This is a genomic window from Pseudomonas marvdashtae, from assembly GCF_014268655.2.
GTDB classification, from domain to species: domain Bacteria; phylum Pseudomonadota; class Gammaproteobacteria; order Pseudomonadales; family Pseudomonadaceae; genus Aquipseudomonas; species Aquipseudomonas marvdashtae.
Map to the genome: position 1 here is coordinate 2,026,435 of NZ_JABWQX020000001.1, position 15,751 is coordinate 2,042,185.

The 15,751-nt window shown below is 62.4% G+C and carries 17 protein-coding genes; 8 read left to right on the plus strand and 9 right to left on the minus strand.

Annotated features, from left to right (window positions below; all coding sequences use genetic code 11):
- Window positions 1–83: 83 nt before the first annotated feature.
- Both HU742_RS09310 and HU742_RS09315 read right to left on the minus strand, forming a co-directional pair.
- The gene (locus tag HU742_RS09310) at window positions 84–419 is read right to left on the minus strand and encodes a DUF6388 family protein (RefSeq protein WP_186642293.1); all 336 of its coding nucleotides are present in this window, start codon (window positions 417–419) and stop codon (window positions 84–86) included.
- Window positions 420–421: 2 nt separating this feature from the next.
- The gene (locus HU742_RS09315; RefSeq protein WP_109755533.1) at window positions 422–682 is read right to left on the minus strand and encodes a hypothetical protein; all 261 of its coding nucleotides are present in this window, start codon (window positions 680–682) and stop codon (window positions 422–424) included.
- A gap of 142 nt (window positions 683–824) precedes the next feature.
- On the opposite strand from HU742_RS09315, the gene HU742_RS09320 reads away from it, so the two are divergent.
- Entirely contained in the window at window positions 825–1,175 is a 351-nt protein-coding gene (locus HU742_RS09320) for a hypothetical protein (protein WP_186637610.1), read from the plus strand.
- On the opposite strand, the gene HU742_RS09325 is transcribed toward HU742_RS09320, so the two are convergent.
- A complete protein-coding gene (locus HU742_RS09325; RefSeq protein WP_186637608.1) occupies window positions 1,172–1,600 on the minus strand; it encodes a GNAT family N-acetyltransferase in 429 nt (142 codons plus the stop codon). The genes HU742_RS09320 and HU742_RS09325 overlap by 4 nt on opposite strands.
- Window positions 1,601–1,761: 161 nt before the next feature.
- Between HU742_RS09325 and ggt the strand changes: the two genes are divergently transcribed.
- The 4 genes from ggt (at window position 1,762) to HU742_RS09345 (ending at window position 6,107) form a co-directional block, all read left to right on the plus strand.
- Window positions 1,762–3,489: a gamma-glutamyltransferase gene (gene ggt, locus HU742_RS09330; RefSeq protein WP_186642294.1), complete on the plus strand. Its 1,728-nt coding sequence runs from the start codon at window positions 1,762–1,764 to the stop codon at window positions 3,487–3,489.
- An 18-nt stretch (window positions 3,490–3,507) separates the two neighbouring features.
- Window positions 3,508–4,041: a cysteine hydrolase family protein gene (locus tag HU742_RS09335; protein ID WP_186637603.1), complete on the plus strand. Its 534-nt coding sequence runs from the start codon at window positions 3,508–3,510 to the stop codon at window positions 4,039–4,041.
- Window positions 4,042–4,220: 179 nt separating this feature from the next.
- On the plus strand, window positions 4,221–5,441 hold the full coding sequence (locus HU742_RS09340) for a helix-turn-helix domain-containing protein (protein WP_186642295.1): 1,221 nt from the start codon (window positions 4,221–4,223) through the stop codon (window positions 5,439–5,441).
- Window positions 5,442–5,474: 33 nt separating this feature from the next.
- The gene (locus HU742_RS09345) at window positions 5,475–6,107 is read left to right on the plus strand and encodes a Vgb family protein (protein WP_186642296.1); all 633 of its coding nucleotides are present in this window, start codon (window positions 5,475–5,477) and stop codon (window positions 6,105–6,107) included.
- 83 nt (window positions 6,108–6,190) lie between these two features.
- On the opposite strand, the gene HU742_RS09350 is transcribed toward HU742_RS09345, so the two are convergent.
- Window positions 6,191–7,153 carry an EamA family transporter gene (locus tag HU742_RS09350; protein WP_186637598.1) on the minus strand — a complete coding sequence of 321 codons (963 nt, stop codon included), beginning with the start codon at window positions 7,151–7,153 and terminating at the stop codon, window positions 6,191–6,193.
- A gap of 308 nt (window positions 7,154–7,461) precedes the next feature.
- Between HU742_RS09350 and HU742_RS09355 the strand changes: the two genes are divergently transcribed.
- On the plus strand, window positions 7,462–8,592 hold the full coding sequence (locus HU742_RS09355) for a sensor histidine kinase (protein ID WP_186637596.1): 1,131 nt from the start codon (window positions 7,462–7,464) through the stop codon (window positions 8,590–8,592).
- Between the two features lie 95 nt (window positions 8,593–8,687).
- A complete protein-coding gene (locus tag HU742_RS09360; protein WP_186642297.1) occupies window positions 8,688–9,776 on the plus strand; it encodes an SMP-30/gluconolactonase/LRE family protein in 1,089 nt (362 codons plus the stop codon).
- 47 nt (window positions 9,777–9,823) lie between these two features.
- On the opposite strand, the gene HU742_RS09365 is transcribed toward HU742_RS09360, so the two are convergent.
- On the minus strand, window positions 9,824–10,264 hold the full coding sequence (locus HU742_RS09365; protein WP_186637591.1) for a hotdog fold domain-containing protein: 441 nt from the start codon (window positions 10,262–10,264) through the stop codon (window positions 9,824–9,826).
- A gap of 161 nt (window positions 10,265–10,425) precedes the next feature.
- Between HU742_RS09365 and HU742_RS09370 the strand changes: the two genes are divergently transcribed.
- Window positions 10,426–11,043, plus strand: a complete 618-nt coding sequence (locus HU742_RS09370) for a TetR/AcrR family transcriptional regulator (protein ID WP_186642298.1) — start codon at window positions 10,426–10,428, stop codon at window positions 11,041–11,043.
- A 3-nt stretch (window positions 11,044–11,046) separates the two neighbouring features.
- Here the strand turns inward: HU742_RS09370 and HU742_RS09375 are convergent, their stop codons facing one another.
- The 4 genes from HU742_RS09375 to HU742_RS09390 form a co-directional block, all read right to left on the minus strand.
- Window positions 11,047–11,430, minus strand: a complete 384-nt coding sequence (locus tag HU742_RS09375) for a DUF1850 domain-containing protein (protein ID WP_186642299.1) — start codon at window positions 11,428–11,430, stop codon at window positions 11,047–11,049.
- Complete coding sequence (locus HU742_RS09380) at window positions 11,427–13,454, minus strand: TRAP transporter permease (RefSeq protein ID WP_186642300.1); 2,028 nt, start codon at window positions 13,452–13,454, stop codon at window positions 11,427–11,429. Before HU742_RS09380 ends, HU742_RS09375 begins: the two co-directional genes overlap by 4 nt.
- Before the next feature lie 79 nt (window positions 13,455–13,533).
- Complete coding sequence (locus HU742_RS09385; RefSeq protein ID WP_186642301.1) at window positions 13,534–14,484, minus strand: TAXI family TRAP transporter solute-binding subunit; 951 nt, start codon at window positions 14,482–14,484, stop codon at window positions 13,534–13,536.
- A gap of 91 nt (window positions 14,485–14,575) precedes the next feature.
- On the minus strand, window positions 14,576–15,586 hold the full coding sequence (locus HU742_RS09390; protein ID WP_186637581.1) for a LacI family DNA-binding transcriptional regulator: 1,011 nt from the start codon (window positions 15,584–15,586) through the stop codon (window positions 14,576–14,578).
- Between the last annotated feature and the right edge of the window lie 165 nt (window positions 15,587–15,751).

Genomic DNA, 15,751 nt, shown 5'->3' on the forward strand with positions numbered 1-15,751 from the left:
TACTGCGGCCATGATAAAGCTTTATGGGCGGTGGGGCGATTATGAGGCTTCAATACAGGATCTGGATCAGACTCATTGTGGGGTCAGTGCTTGGCCTTTAAGCCATTGAGCTCGCAATACTCCGCCCATTCCATCCCCGCCATCTCCGCCACTTCCCGGTGCACTTCCAGGCGCTGGGCCTGGTATTCCTGGGGCGAGGCAGCGGTGAGCTGCAAGGTCAACTCCCAGGCAAACAGGCCCAGGCGCTCGGCCTCGGCTTCGAACGCTTCATGCAGTCGCTCGGCGCGGTATTGCGTCGCCGTCTCGCCCTTGACCTGAGCCAGCAGCGGGTTGAGATGGTCCAGCTCGACGCGCAGCTCGGGGCGCTGGTCGAGAAAGATTTCCAGGGCTCGTTCGTGTTGCTGTTCGGTTGCCGCCATGATCACTCCTTCGGGGATGAAGATTGCTTCTTGCTGGCCTTGGCCGCCGCCGCCAGGCATTCGAGGGCGAACTGTTCGGTGTAGGTCATCTGGATCGGCGTGGTTTCGCCCTTGACGGTGCGTTCGCCGTCGAGAATGTAGCGGATGCGCTTGTCGGTGACGCCGATTCGCTTGGCGATCCAAGAGGGTGTCTGGCCGATCTGGCTGATCAGTTTGTCGGCGTATTCGGCGGTGGGTTTGTAGAACTCAGCGTTGGGTGTCATGGAATGTTCCGCGATGGCTGGTGGCGATGGCGCGACAGGTTGCGCGAATCGTGGGGCGCTGTCGCGTGTAAATTTTAGTAAAGCAGCACGAAGGCGTGGGCCGCAGTGCTAAAGTCCGTTTTTTTTCTGATGAGTGAACGCAATGCGAATGCTGATGGTGGCCGTGGCCGCAACCCTGCTGGTCGGCTGCGCAGGTTCGGCGATGGAGCAGGCCCGGACCCAAGCCCCCTACAAGACGCTGACCTCGGACAAGCCTGAACTGAACGTCGCCCAGTGCGTGAAATTTGCCTGGGAAGACGAAGCGGTGTTCGGCGTCGATGCTGGTGCCTACCTGCAGCCGGGCAAGAAAGGCGGCTCGACGGTCTACACCCGCTCGGCCGAATCATTTGTCGATATACAAGCCAGTGCCACGGGCACGGCATTGAACTACTACGCCAAGCAGGACGATTTCGTCGCCAAGCGCCGATTAGCGGCGCTGGCGACGTGTCTCTAGTCGACGGTCAGGCGCTTCTGGAAGAAGAAGCGCTGATGCCCAGGCGGGTAGTCGTCAATCTGGCCGCACTCTGTAAAGCCGTGCTTGCGGTAAAAATCCGGGGCCTGGAAATCGAAGGTGTCGAGCCAGATACCCACGCAGTTCTTCTCCCTGGCCAGCGTCTCGGCCATCTGCATCAGCCCTGAGCCCGTGCCTTGGCCCCGGGCCTGTTCCGGCACCACCAGCAATTCGATATAGAGCCAACGAAAGAACACCCGGCCATACAGCCCGCCGACGATTTCGTCGTGCTCGTCCCGCACCAACCAGGCGACAAGTTCCGGGGCGCTTCCGCCGGTCTGGGCGGTGTTATAGGCCCGTAGCGGAGCGAGGATGGCCTGGCGTTCCGCGTCGGTGGGGGCGTCCGTGCGTTCGATTCGCAGCGTCATCGGCGATGTCCTTGTTCAATTAAAACCAGCGCACGAGCCTATCTCAAAGGGTACTTTGCCGTCTCCCGGTCGTCGGCGGACAAGCGCATTGGGTAAACCGAGCCATACTGCCTAATGCTTTTGAAGCGATCCCGACCCTTAGAACAAGAAGAGACCGACTCATGAAGTTCCAATCCCTGGCCCGAACCCTCATCGCCACTTCGCTCACCCTCAGTTGCTTCCATGTGCAAGCCGCGTCCCAGGCCCCGGTTGCCGCCGAGAACGGTATGGTGGTGACGGCCCAGCATCTGGCGACTCACGTCGGCGTCGACGTGCTCAAGAACGGTGGTAACGCCGTGGATGCGGCGGTGGCGGTGGGCTATGCGCTGGCGGTGGTCTATCCCGCGGCGGGTAACCTGGGCGGGGGCGGTTTCATGACCCTGCAAATGGCCGATGGCCGCAAGACCTTCCTCGATTTCCGCGAAAAAGCCCCGCTGGCCGCCACGGCTGACATGTACCTGGACAAGGACGGCAACGTCGTTCCCGAACTCAGCACCCGCGGCCATTTGGCGGTAGGGGTGCCTGGCACCGTGTCCGGCATGGAGCTGGCGTTGAAGAAATACGGCAGCAAACCCCGCGCCGAACTGATCGCCCCGGCGATCAAGTTTGCCGAGGAAGGTTTCGTCCTGGAACAGGGCGATGTCGACCTGTTGGAAACCGCCACCGAGGTGTTCAAGAAGGACATGCGTGATTCCGGCGCGATCTTCCTGCACAACGGCGAGCCGATGCAGGCCGGGCAGAAACTGGTGCAGAAAGACCTCGCCAAAACCCTGCGGGAAATTTCTACCAAGGGCGCCGACGGCTTTTACAAAGGTTGGGTGGCCGACGCTCTGGTGACCTCCAGCCAAGCCAACAAGGGCATCATCACCCAGGCTGACCTCGACAAGTACAAGACCCGTGAGCTGGCGCCGGTGGAGTGCGATTATCGCGGCTACCACATCATTTCCGCGCCACCGCCCAGTTCCGGCGGCGTGGTGCTGTGCCAGATCATGAACATCCTCGATGGCTACCCGATGAAAGACCTGGGGTTCCATTCGGCCCAAGGCATGCACTACCAGATCGAAGCCATGCGTCACGCCTACGTCGACCGCAACAGTTACCTCGGCGATCCGGACTTCGTGCAGAACCCCATCGATCATCTCCTGGACAAGAACTACGCGGCGAAACTGCGGGCCGCGATCGAGCCGCAAAAAGCCGGCGACTCCAACAAGATCAAACCCGGCGTGGCGCCCCACGAGGGCAGCAATACCACTCACTACTCGATCGTCGACCAGTGGGGCAACGCCGTTTCCGTCACGTACACCCTCAACGACTGGTTCGGCGCCGGCGTGATGGCGAGCAAGACCGGGGTGATGCTCAACGATGAAATGGACGACTTCACCGCCAAGGTCGGCGTGCCCAATATGTACGGCTTGATGCAGGGTGAGGCAAACGCCATCGCGCCGGGCAAGGCACCGCTGTCGTCCATGAGCCCGACCATCGTCACCAAGGACGGCAAGACCGTAATGGTCGTCGGTACGCCCGGCGGCAGCCGCATTATCACCGCCACCTTGCTGACCATTCTCAACGTGATCGACTACGGCATGAACCTGCAGGAAGCGGTGGATGCGCCGCGCTTCCATCAACAATGGATGCCGGAAGAAACCAACCTGGAAACGTTCGCCGCCAGCCCCGATACGCTCAAGCTGCTGGAAAGCTGGGGCCACAAGTTTGCCGGCCCGCAGGACCCCAACCACATTGCTGCGATCCTGGTGGGCGCGCCGTCGCTGGGTGGCAAGCCCGTGGGCAAGAATCGCTTCTACGGCGCCAACGACCCGCGCCGCAATACCGGCCTGTCGTTGGGCTACTAACCGTTCGCAGAGGGACACATGAATACCGCATTGCTGATCATCGACGTCCAGGAAGGGCTGTGTGCCGGCGAAGAAGAATGCTTTGACAGACCACGCCTGATCCAGACCATCAACGACCTCAGCGCCAGGGCTCGGGCCGTCGGCTTGCCGGTAATCCTGATCCAGCATGAAGAGCTGGAGGGATCGCTGACCTACGGTGCCGCCCCCTGGCAGTTGGCGGATGGCCTGGCTACCGGGGCGGACGACCTGCGGGTGCGCAAGACCACTGCGGACGCGTTCTACCAGACCGATCTGCTGGCCCTGTTACAGGCCCGGGGCATTGATCGCGTGGTGATTTGCGGGCTGCAAACCGATCACTGCATCAATGCCACCGTGCGTCAGGCTCATACGTTGGGGTACGAGGTTGTCTTGGCCGCCGACGCCCATTCCACGGTGGACAACGGCAGCCTGCCGGCCGAGCAGATCATTGCCGATCACAACGACCGGTTGGGGCGGCTGAGCAGTGCGGTCTCGCGGATCGATGTGATATTGGCGGCCGGGATCCGCCTGTAGCCGATATCCACTGTTGGGTCAGGGCCGGCAGGGCAGTTCAGGATGCGGGCAGGCTTGTGTGGCGAGGGAGCTTGCTCCCGCTCGAGCGCGAAGCGGTCGCAAAATTTTCGGGGCGCTGCGCACCCCAGCGGGAGCAAGCTCCCTCGCCACACCGACCATTGCCATAAAGACCATCGTTTATGGATTACGAAATCAACGCAGCAGCGCAAGCATTGGCGGCGGGGGACCCGGTCGCCGCGCTCAATCGCGTCGCGCTGCGCAATGATGCCCCGGCTCTCGCGCTGCGTGGCATTGCCATGGCGCAGTTGGGCGACCTGGCCAACGCCAGGGCCCTGATGTGTCGTGCGGCGGCTGCCTTTGGGCCCAAGGAAGCCGTGGCCCGGGCAAGGTGCGTGGTCGCCGAAGGCGAAATTGCCTTGGCGTCCCGTGACCTGACGTGGCCGACGACGCGCCTCGACGTCGCGCGGGCGGTGCTCCAAGCCCATGGCGACCGGGCGAACGTCGGGCACGCCCATGCCATCGAGATCCGCCGCCTGCTGTTGCTCGGTCGACTCGATGAGGCCGAGCGCAGGCTCGCTGATCTGGATCTGTCCTGCCTGCCTTGGGCATCACGGGCAGCCTGCGAGCTAGTGGCTGCGGGCATTGCCATGCGCCGGCTAAAAACGCAAACCGCCCGTGCCGCTCTCGAAAGGGCTGGGCAAGCGGCACGGCAAGCGGGCATCGGTGCGCTGAACGCGGAAATTGAAAGCGCCTGGCAAACCCTCCAAACGCCTGCGGCGCGCCTGATTGCTCGAGGCCAGGAACGCTTGCTCATCCTGGAGGAGGTTCAAGCGATGCTGGACAGTGCGGCGCTGGTGGTGGACGCGTGTCGGTACGGAGTCAATGGCGCGGGTATTGTGGTCTCCCTTTCACGGCGCCCGGTGTTGTTTGCCTTGGCGCGAGGGCTAGCCCAAGCCTGGCCCGGCGACGTGTCGAGGGAAGCACTCATGGCCCAGGCCTTTGGCTTGAAACTGACGGACGAGTCCCATCGCGCCCGGTTGCGGGTCGAGATGGGACGGTTGCGGGCGGCGCTTCGCCCGATGGCTGGGGTGCTCGCAACGAAGCGCGGCTTTACCTTGGCGCCGCATCATGCCGACGAGGTCGTGGTGCTGGCGCGGGTTGTCGAGGAACCCCACGGCGCAGTGCTGGCACTGCTGGCGGACGGTGAAGCGTGGTCGAGTTCGGCCTTGGCGTTGGTTCTGGACGTCAGCCAGCGCAGCGTCCAGCGGGCCTTGGAAACCCTCGCCGCTAGCGGCAAGGCGCAATCGATTGGCCGCGCCAGGGCTCGTCGCTGGACCGCGCCGCCGATGCCTGGATTCGCGACGGTATTGTTACTCACCGCGTTGCCAGCCGATCGTTAGGATGCAGTCACACCCACCGACGAGGCGAGCGAGATGAAACAGTCAAAAGCACAAATCCTGCGTGAATACGGCCCTTTTCCGGGCGTCGATTGCGTGCACGGCGTAAGCCATGATGGCGAGCGCGTCTGGTTTGCTTCAGGCGAGAAGCTGCACGCCCTCGATCCTGCCAGTGGCGAGACCGTGCAGTCGCTCGATGTCCCAGCCAATGCAGGCACGGCGTTCGACGGTGAGCATCTGTTCCAGATCGCTGGCGACAGCATCCGCAAGATCGACCCGCGCACCGGCCAGGTAATGGCGACGATTCCGGCCCCCAACAGCGGTGACGATTCGGGACTGGCGTGGGCCGAAGGGTCGCTCTGGGTCGGCCAGTACAAGGCGCGCAAGATCCTGCAGATCGACCCGGCCGACGGGAAGATCCTGCGCACCATAGAATCCAACCGCTTCGTCACGGGCGTGACTTGGGTCGATGGAGAACTGTGGCACGGCACTTGGGAAAACGACGAGAGCGACCTGCGGCGCATCGATCCGCAAACCGCGCAAGTGCTCGAAAGCGTGAGCATGCCGCCGGGGACCGGCGTGTCGGGGCTGGAATCCGACGGGGCAGACCGATTTTTCTGTGGCGGGGGTGGCAGTGGCAAGGTGAGGGCGGTGCGTCGGCCGATTTGAGAGTGGCAGACTCGCCGCCGATCCCGTGGCGAGGGAGCAAGCTGCCTCGCCACAATGTTTTTCAGGCCGCTCAACGGTGCGGGTCAATCGCGAGCAGCCACCGCCACCGTGGCCCGCTCAACCTTGCGCCAGGTCAGCAACACAATGCCCGCTACCACGATCGCGCCGCCAAGCACTTGGCCCGGATTGAGCATCTGGTCCAGCGCCAGCCAGCCGATCAGCAAGGTCGCCAGCGGTTCGATGTTCATCACCGGCGCGTTGCGTGGCATGTCCAGGCGCGGTACGCAAATGAACAACACGATGAACCCCGTGCCGTAAAGCACCACCAGGGTGGCCAGGGCGAACCAGCCGGTGCTGGTGGCTGGCAGGTCGAGGCCGCCAGGCAGTGCGCCGGTCAGCCCTGCGAGGTTGACGCTACTGAATACAATGAAAATCGTCAGCAGGCTGCGCACCGAACCGCGGACTTGGGACAACTTGTGGTCGGTGATCCACAACGCGCAAGCGAAGACGCACGCGGCGCAGAACGCCAGGCCAACGCCCAACAGCCACTGCGGGCCGACGTCGGCCTGGGACGACAACCGCGCCGGCACTTCCAGCACGAACACCAGGCCGACCAGGATCATGCCCATCAAGGCCGCCGTGCGGGCGGTGGGGCGTGGACCACCGAGCGCCCAGGTCAGCAGCGCCAACAGGATCGGGAACAGGTTGCCGACCAACAAGGCCAGCGCCACCGGCACCCGGGCGACGGCCGAGTACAGGCACAGACTCTGGGCCGCGATCAACAGCCCGAGGACTAATTGCCAGCGCCAGGCACCAGCGGGCAGGCGCAGGCTTTGACGTTGCCACAAGACCATCGCCGCCAGCACCAGCAACGTCCCACCCGAGCGCAGCAGGATCGCCAACAACACGCCGGCACCGTCATCGAAGGCCGCCCGCGCGGCGACATGGTTGCCGGCGAACGCACACCCCATGCAGAGCAGAATGAGCACGGCGATATGGCGCGGGAATGGAGCAGGGGCATCGGATGCAGCGATGGAGCGGGTCATGGCAGGAATCTCAAAGGCAGTCCGCCGAAGCAGCGAGGCCTCGGAAGGTTTTATTTTTAGTCATAGGTTGTCGTACAACACAAGGGTGTTTGTACCGGATCAAGCAGACAGAGACAAGCCTCAGTGCCAGAGCTTGCGGCAGTTGCGTGGCGAGGAGCTTGTTCCCGTTCGGCGGCGCAGCCGTCGCAAGCCTGTCAGGCCAGGCGATTCCGGACGTTGGCGTACATCCGGCGCCGATTTGCTGTAAAACAACTGACCGCTGCGTTGTTTCCGGCACCGGTCCTTTTGACCTTCTCGCGGAGCAACCCATGCGCCTGGCTGATTTCATTGTCGACAACATAGAACCGATCCTTCAGGCCTGGGAGGATTTCGCCAGGACTATCACGCCTGCGTCGATTGGCATGGATTCGGTGGCGCTGCGCGACCATGCCGAGCAGATGCTGCGAACCATCGCCGTTGACCTGCGCACCAAGCAGACTCCCGAAGAGCAGATCGCCAAGTCCCTGGGCGACGCTCCGGCGGCAGAGGCCGAAACCGCCGCTGAAACCCACGCCGTTATCCGCCAGTCGTCCGGGTTCACCGTCGAACAGATGGTCTCGGAATACCGCGCGTTGCGCACCAGTGTGCTCATGCTATGGATGCCGCACGCCCAACTGGACCAAGCACAGGCGATGTCCGATGTCATCCGTTTCAACGAGGCCGTCGACCAAGCCCTGGCAGAATCCGTCGTCAGCTATTCGGCGGCAGTCGACGCGGCGCGCAACCTGTTCCTCGGAATCCTCGGGCATGATCTGCGCAGCCCATTGGGCGCCATCCTGCTCGGTTCCGAAGTGCTCCTGCGCGCGGGTGACTTGCCGGCCAAAGCGACCAAGATTTCGTCGCGCATCTACACCAGCGTCAAGCGGGCCAACAAGATCGTCGGCGATCTGCTGGACTTCACGCGCACCCAGTTGGGTGCTGGAATACCGGTGCAGCGCTTCAAGGGTGACCTGGTGGCGGCATGCGAAGGCATGGTGGAGGAAGCGCGCGCTTATCATCCGGAAAGCACGATTAACTTCGAGACCCGCGGTGCGCTCGAAGGGTTGTTCGACCCGTCGCGGATGGAACAGGTGTTCTCCAACCTGATCGGCAACGCGGTCCAGCATGGCGCGGCGGGTGCACCGATCACTGTTTCGTTGAGCTGCGAAGGGGATGAAGCCGTTATCGCGATCAACAACCAGGGCAAGCCCATCGAGAAGGACGCCATCGACAGCATTTTCAATCCGTTGGTCCGGCAGCTGCGCAGCGGTGATATGCAATACGGCCCCACGGCGGGCTTGGGGCTGGGCCTTTACATCGCCTCGGCGATCGTGTCGGCGCACCAGGGTACGATCGAAGTCCATTCGAAGGTGCGCGGGGGCACTACGTTCACCGTTCGGATTCCCCTTCACTCGAAATGAAGAAGGTGGTTGATCGCGAGATATTTACTTGTACGACGTCCTATCACGAGCTAAAACTGACGTTCCCGTCCAATAATAATTAACGGAGACGTACGATGGATGCTTCGCAACCTGCAACCGCCGATCAAGGGCGCCGGATTTTCCTGAAAAAATCCCTGGTGGTCTCGGCCGCCGCCGCGGCCCTCGGACACTTGCCCGGGCTCGCCCAGGCCGAGCCGCTGAGCCAGCGTTACCCCGATCCCTTGGTCAACATTCTCGACCCCAGCTTCATGGACCTGCGCATCTTCAACGCCAGCGTGGAGAAGCTCGCCACTGGGCTGCGCTGGGCGGAAGGGCCGGTGTGGATCGGCGACGGTCGCTACTTGCTGGTCAGCGACATCCCCAACAACCGCATCATGCGTTGGGACGAGGTCACCGGTGGGCTGTCGGTGTACCGCGAGAACTCGAACTTCTCCAACGGCATGTGCCGTGATCGCCAGGGCAGGCTGCTGGTCTGTGAAGGCTCGACCACCTCAAGCGAAGGGCGGCGAGTCACTCGCACCGAACACAACGGGACCCTCACCGTGTTGGCCGACAGTTTCGACGGCAAGCCGCTGAACTCGCCCAATGACATCGTCTGCAAACGGGACGGCTCGGTCTGGTTCACCGACCCACCGTTCCAGACCGGCAATAACTATGAAGGGCACAAGGTCACCCCGGTGCAGCCTCACGCGGTGTACCGCATCGACGGCGAAACCGGCAAGCTCAGCCGGGTGATCGACGACCTGGCGGGGCCGAACGGCCTGTGCTTCTCGCCGGATGAAAAAACTCTCTATGTGGTCGAGGGCCGGGCCAAGCCCAATCGCCTGGTCTGGGCGATCACGGTCAAGGACGACGGCACCCTGGGCGAGCGCCGCAAGCATATCGAAGGGTTGGACTACGCGGCCATCGACGGGATCAAGTGCGACGAGGGCGGCAACCTCTGGTGCGGTTGGGGCGGTAATGGCGACCCCAAGGCCGACCTGGAAAAACTCGACGGCGTGCGGGTCTTCAACCCTGAAGGCAAGGCCATCGGGCACATCTCCTTGCCGGAGCGCTGCCCCAACGTCTGCTTTGGCGGACGGGAGGGCAACCGGCTGTTCATGGCCGGCAGCCACTCGTTGTATTCGTTGTTCGTGAACACCCGGGGCGCGACCTTCGCCTGATTTCCTCGGCACGACGATGAGGCGGGGCGTCCTGGACGCCCCCCACTTCACGCCAACTTCACGTTCATGGTGATCTGCGCCGTGAACACCTTCTTGCCGTCGACGTCATGGATGTCCACCGGCACGATCTTGTCGCCTTCCGTTGCCCAGTCCAGGGCGTCGCCATCCGCTACCGCCGTCACGTCGCTCTTGGCCTTGGCCAGGTACTGCACGGTCATGCCTTTAGGAATCCAGCGGGCGCCCGCCGGAATGGACACGTTGGTCATCATGCCGGCGGCCAGCTCGGCGGCGTTGCACATGGCGATGGCATGGACGGTGCCCAGGTGGTTGGTGATTTCCTTGCAAAACGGCACCTGCACCGTTGCCGCGCCCGGGCGAAGCGCCGTGACCAGCGGGTTGATCGTCGAAAAGTAGGGCGCCATCTGGCAGGTCATTTTGCTGAATGCATCGGGACCCGCGCTGTTGAACATACCGAGAACCTGGTTCATGTGAAGCCTCGCTGACAAGAGAATTTGCGGAATGATGTTCCGTTACAGAATAATATTCTGTGACGGAACGGTATTCTGTTGTCGGCGAATCTGTCAAGCTGCGCACCATTCGTCACAGGCGGAACGTGCCTGATCTTCCAACGAACCGGTTTATGCCAAGCATGCAAACAGCAGATCTACTCGAACGCGCCTTCCCCGGCAGAAGGGCCGAACTCAAGCGCGACATCTTCAGAAAGGCCTTGGCGCTGTTCAACGAGCAGGGCATCGAGGCAACCACCATTGAAATGATCCGCAACGAATGCCAGACCAGCGTCGGCGCGATCTATCACCATTTCGGCAACAAGGAAGGCTTGGTGGCGGCGCTGTTTTTCACCGCGATGGAAGACCAGATGCGTCTGCGCGAGCACTGCCTGGCCGAGGCGACGACCGCCGAGCAGGGCGTGAAAGCGCTGATCTACAGCTATGTCGATTGGGTTGATGGCCAACCCGAATGGGCGCGCTTCCAGTATCACGCCCGCTTTGCGGTGACCAAGGGACCGTTCAAGGATGAACTCGCCAACCGCAACACCACACGCAACCGCCAGCTCTGGCAGTGGCTGAGCACAGCGCAGCAGGGCGAGGCGCTCCAGCGTTACCCCGCCGAGCTGATGTTCTCGCTGATCATTGGCGCGTCGGAAAGTTACTGCCGGGCCTGGCTGTCCGGGCGTGTGCCCACCAGTCCCAAGGTCCACCGGGAATTGCTGGCGCAAGCGGCGTGGCGGTCGATCGTCGGCGCCTGAGGACTACAACGTGCAGCTCCAGAGTTCTACCGCCGGTTGTTCGGTGCTTGGCGCTCCCAACCAATGACTCATCGGCTGGCAATGGCCGGCGTGACAGAGTTGGTAATCCCCGGCCTGGGGCGTGCGCCCCAGCTTCAACGGTTGCAGCGGCGGCAGTTGGCGATGGAAGCGCCAACTGCCGTTTTCCAGCCGGGCGCCCTCGGGAATATCCATGCCGGCACCATTGCCCTTGACCCTGGCCTCGCCCAGCACCAGGCCTGCTTCGGTGACGCGATAATCCTCCTCCCAGCGAACCTTTTCGATGGTGTGATTCCACGCCAGCGTAAAGTCGCTCACTTGCACTTGCGCCCAGATCGCCCCGGACAGGCCTAGGCACAAGCCAATCACGCCAACGCCCGCCCGACGCGGCGCGCCCGCCAGAAGTGCTGGCCGATCAACAATGCACCCAGGACAAAGCCGATTTCATCGGTCAGCGGCAGCGCCACCACCAGCAGGGCACCGGCGGCGAAACACATCAGCCGTTCCCAAATGGGCATCTTCTGTTGCAGGTAACCGGTGGACGCCATGCCCCACAGGCCGACGGCGAGCAGCGTCTTGACCAACATGTAGGCGGTCATCCACAGGTTGTCGCCTTGCAGCATCAGCGCTGGGTTGTAGACCGTCATGAACGGAATGACGAAGCCGGCGAGGGCGATACGCACCGCCCAGAAGCTGATCTTCAGGCCGCTTTCCCTGGCGATGGGTGCGGCGGCGAAACAAGCCAGGGCCACCGGCGGCGTCAGGTCGGCGAGGATGCCGAAATAGAACACGAACATGTGCGACACGATCAGCGGCACGCCCAGCTCCAGCAGGGCGGGCGCGGCAATCGAACTGGTGATGATGTAGTTGGGAATGGTCGGGATGCCCATGCCCAATACCAGGCAGGTGAGCATGGTCAGAATCAGCGACAGCAGCAGGTTGTCCTTGCCAATGGCCAGGATGTAACCGGCGAAGGTGGACGCTACGCCAGTCAGGGAAACCACCGCGATGATGCTGCCAACCAGGGCACAGGCGATCCCCACTGGGACTGCGTGACGGGCGCCGTCGACCAAGGCATGCAAGCAGATGACCAGTGTTCCCCGGGTGCCTTTCATGAACCAGCAGGTCACGACCAACACCCCGACCACCGCAAATACGACACCGATGCCCAGCCGGAAAAAACCGACGCAAAGAATGCCCAGCGCGACCCAGAATGCACAGCGCAGGGCAAAACTCGATACTTTGAAAATAATCGCCGAGCCGAGAATCACAATAGCCGTCAACGCCAGGCCCACCATCCCGGAAAACAGCGGCGTGCGTCCGGAAAACAGCAAGTAGACCAGTACCGCCAGGGGGATCAGCAGGTACCAGCTTTCCTTCACCGCGCCCCAGGCGCTGGGGCATTGGTCCTTGGGCAGGCCCTTGAGATTGGAGCGCTTGGCTTCCAGGTGCACCATCCAGAACACCGAGCTGAAATACAGGCATGCGGGGATCAGCGCGGCCTTGGCGATTTCCACGAACGGCACATTGATGGTCTCGGCCATGATGAACGCCACCGCGCCCATCACCGGCGGCATGATCTGGCTGCCCATGCTGGATGTCGCTTCCACGCCGCCGGCAAATGCGGCCTTGTAGCCAAAGCGTTTCATCAACGGGATGGTGAACTGCCCGGTGGTCACGACGTTGGCGATGCCCGAGCCGGTGATGGTGCCCATCAATGCCGACGACACCACGGCGACCTTCGCCGGACCGCCGAGTTTGTGGCCGAACAGGCCCATGGCGAAATCGGTGAACAGCTTGATCATGCCGGCTTTTTCCAAGAAGGCGCCGAACAGGATGAACAGGAAAATATAAGTGGCCGATACGTACGTAGGCGTGCCGTACAGCCCTTCGGTGCCGAACGCCAATTGGTTGATGATCTGGTCAACCCCATACCCGCGATGGGCCAGCTCACCCGGCAGGTATTCGCCAAACAGGCCATAGGCCAGGAAGAGGCCGCAGATGATCGGCAGCGCGATGCCCATCACCCGCCGCGCCGCTTCGAACACCAACACGATCAGGATAATGCCGATCACCATGTCGGCCGTCGTCAGGTCGCCGGAGCGCTGGATCAGGTCGGCCTCGAACACCCATTGATAGAGCGCCGTCGCCACGCCCGCCAGGCTCAAAGCCCAGGCCAGCGGCTGCCAGGGCCGTTGCTTGCCATAGGCCGGGTAGCTCAGGAACACCACCCACAACAAAAAGCCTACATGCACCGCCCGCAGAACGATGCTCGACACTGGGGAAAATGCCGCGGTGATGATTTGAAACACGGAAAACAGCAACGCCACATAGAACAGCGTCTTGGGCCAATCCCGCGGGTCCGTGGCGATGCCGTGCTGGTCTTCACTCATAAGGTGCCTGCCTGTTGTCTGTAGCCGGTGCGAAACACGACACGGCAACGGCGGCCAGCGCCGTTACCGTCCCAGGGGACTACAGCGCGCCCACCTCCTTGTAGTAGCGTTCGGCGCCAGGGTGCAGGGCTATCGGCAGGTTCTTCGCGGCGTTTTTCAGGGAAATGTCCTTCGCCGCCGAATGGGACGTGCCCAGGCGATTGAGGTTGTCGAACAGCAGCTTGGTCATCTGATAGGCCACTTCGTCCGGGACATCCTCGCGGGTCACCAGGATATTGGTGATGGCCACGGTGGGCACGGCGTCTGTTTGTCCGTCGTAGGTGTTGGCCGGGATTTGTGCGCTCAAGTAGGCCGGGTTGCCGATTTTCGCCACGACATCGGTGGGGATCGACACGTAGTTCAACGCCATGGTCGACGCCAGGTCACGAATCGCGGCCATGCCCAGGCCGGACGATTGCAGCGTGGCATCCAACTGGCGGTTCTTGATCAGGTCCACCGACTCGGCGAATGGCAGGTATTGCACCTTCATATCGCTGTAGGTCAGGCCCGCCGCCTTGAATATCGCCCGGGCGTTGAGCTCGGTGCCGGATTTCGCTGCGCCGACCGAAACGGTCTTGCCCTTGAGGTCGGCCAGGGTCTTGATGCCCGATTCCTGGCTGGCAACGATTTGTATGTAGTTGGGGTAGGCGCCAGCGATGGCCCGCAGCTTGGTCAAGGGCGCCTTGAAGCCGGCGTCTTCCACCCCATTCTTGGCGTCCGCCACCGAGTCGCCCAAGGCAAACGCCAACTCCCCACGTCCGGCTTGCAGCAGGTTCAGGTTTTCCACCGAAGCCTTGGTGGCCTGGACCGACGCCTTGGAATCCTTGATGCCGCTGCTATAGATCTGGGAAAGCCCGACGCCAATCGGGTAATACACACCGCTGGTGCCTCCGGTCAGGATATTGATGTACACCGGGGCGGCATGAACGGTGGTAGTGATCATCAAGGCTGCGGTGGCGGCCAGGAGCGTGAAGCGCTTGTTGATTCGCATGGAGACTCTCCGTCTTGTTATGGCTTTTGCAGAGTCTTTCCACTGTAGTCGAAACGGGCCTGATGGCGAGTCGGCAAGTCCGATGTCTTGATCAAGCCATGCTGGAGCCTGGCGCTGCGCTGCTGCCGCGCACGGTCAGCTCGAACGGCAACAGCACGTGCCGCTGTGGGATAGGGGTTTTCTCGATCAGGGCGATCAGCATCTCTACGGCTTTGTGACCAAAGGTTTCAGCCGGTTGGGAAATGGTGGTCAAGGGTGGATCGCAATACGCGGCGAAGGGGATGTCATCGAAGCCCACCAGGGAAATGTCCTCGGGCACCCGCAAGCCCATCTGTTTGATGCGCTTGAGCGCGCCGATGGCCATCTCGTCGTTTTCGCAGAACAGCGCGCTGGGGCGCTCGGCCAATGCGAGCATGGTTGCGGCACCGTCGTATCCGGCCTTGAGGGTGAAGTCACCGTGGCAGATCAACTCAGGATCGATGGCGATGCCGGCGTTGCGCAGGGCATCCCGATAACCGGCCACGCGGTCGAGGGTCAACGGACTGCTGCGGGGGCCTTTGATAATGCCGATGCGGCGGTGGCCGAGCCCGATCAAGTGATCGGTCATGGCCTGGGCGGCGCTGCGGTTGTCGAGGCTGATGGTCGGGTAGGGTGCGTCCTTGACCACTTCGCAGGCATTGACCAACGGCAACGCGTCGGTGCCAGGAGGGAGTGATATGAAAGGGTCGCACGCGCGCAGTTGAATCACCCCGTCAGCCTGGTGGGCATAGACCAGCGCGGCAAATTCCTGCTCGATGGCTTCCCGGCCCTGGGTGTCGCACAGCAGCAGTCGATAGCCGGCCGCTTGCGCCGCCTGTTGGGCGCCGCTGATGACCCGGGCGAAAAAGGTGTTGGCGATTGCCGGGACCAGGATCACCAGGTTACCGGTGCGCCGGGAGCGAAATTGCACCGCCATCAGGTTCGGCCGATAACCGGCCTGCACCACCGCCGCGTTGACCTTGTCCCGGGTCTCGGGCAGCACGCGCTCGGGGGACTTCAGTGTTCTGGACACCGTGGCCACCGAAACACCGGCCAGCCGGGCCACCTCACGGATATTCGACAAGATCACCTCGATTCAGCGCCTGCGGAGGCAGGCATGGCCGCGAGCTTACCCTAGGTTCGACGCCTGACAAATGCTCTCGGTGTCGCTTGGGGTTTGACACGCGGCAAAACCGAGCCTAGATTTCCCGTCATGATGTAACCGGTTACATCTTCAGTCCGGACAGAA

Bases quoted from the DNA above. Each gene is read 5' to 3' on its own strand.
- HU742_RS09320 (WP_186637610.1), top strand. From the start codon at position 825: ATGCGAATGCTGATGGTGGCCGTGGCCGCAACCCTGCTGGTCGGCTGC.
- HU742_RS09340 (WP_186642295.1), top strand. From the start codon at position 4,221: ATGGATTACGAAATCAACGCAGCAGCGCAAGCATTGGCGGCGGGGGAC.
- HU742_RS09380 (WP_186642300.1), bottom strand. From the start codon at position 13,454: ATGAGTGAAGACCAGCACGGCATCGCCACGGACCCGCGGGATTGGCCC.
- HU742_RS09385 (WP_186642301.1), bottom strand. From the start codon at position 14,484: ATGCGAATCAACAAGCGCTTCACGCTCCTGGCCGCCACCGCAGCCTTG.
- HU742_RS09350 (WP_186637598.1), bottom strand. From the start codon at position 7,153: ATGACCCGCTCCATCGCTGCATCCGATGCCCCTGCTCCATTCCCGCGC.
- HU742_RS09355 (WP_186637596.1), top strand. From the start codon at position 7,462: ATGCGCCTGGCTGATTTCATTGTCGACAACATAGAACCGATCCTTCAG.
- HU742_RS09360 (WP_186642297.1), top strand. From the start codon at position 8,688: ATGGATGCTTCGCAACCTGCAACCGCCGATCAAGGGCGCCGGATTTTC.
- HU742_RS09335 (WP_186637603.1), top strand. From the start codon at position 3,508: ATGAATACCGCATTGCTGATCATCGACGTCCAGGAAGGGCTGTGTGCC.
- HU742_RS09345 (WP_186642296.1), top strand. From the start codon at position 5,475: ATGAAACAGTCAAAAGCACAAATCCTGCGTGAATACGGCCCTTTTCCG.
- ggt (WP_186642294.1), top strand. From the start codon at position 1,762: ATGAAGTTCCAATCCCTGGCCCGAACCCTCATCGCCACTTCGCTCACC.
- HU742_RS09325 (WP_186637608.1), bottom strand. From the start codon at position 1,600: ATGACGCTGCGAATCGAACGCACGGACGCCCCCACCGACGCGGAACGC.
- HU742_RS09370 (WP_186642298.1), top strand. From the start codon at position 10,426: ATGCAAACAGCAGATCTACTCGAACGCGCCTTCCCCGGCAGAAGGGCC.
- HU742_RS09315 (WP_109755533.1), bottom strand. From the start codon at position 682: ATGACACCCAACGCTGAGTTCTACAAACCCACCGCCGAATACGCCGAC.
- HU742_RS09365 (WP_186637591.1), bottom strand. From the start codon at position 10,264: ATGAACCAGGTTCTCGGTATGTTCAACAGCGCGGGTCCCGATGCATTC.
- HU742_RS09310 (WP_186642293.1), bottom strand. From the start codon at position 419: ATGGCGGCAACCGAACAGCAACACGAACGAGCCCTGGAAATCTTTCTC.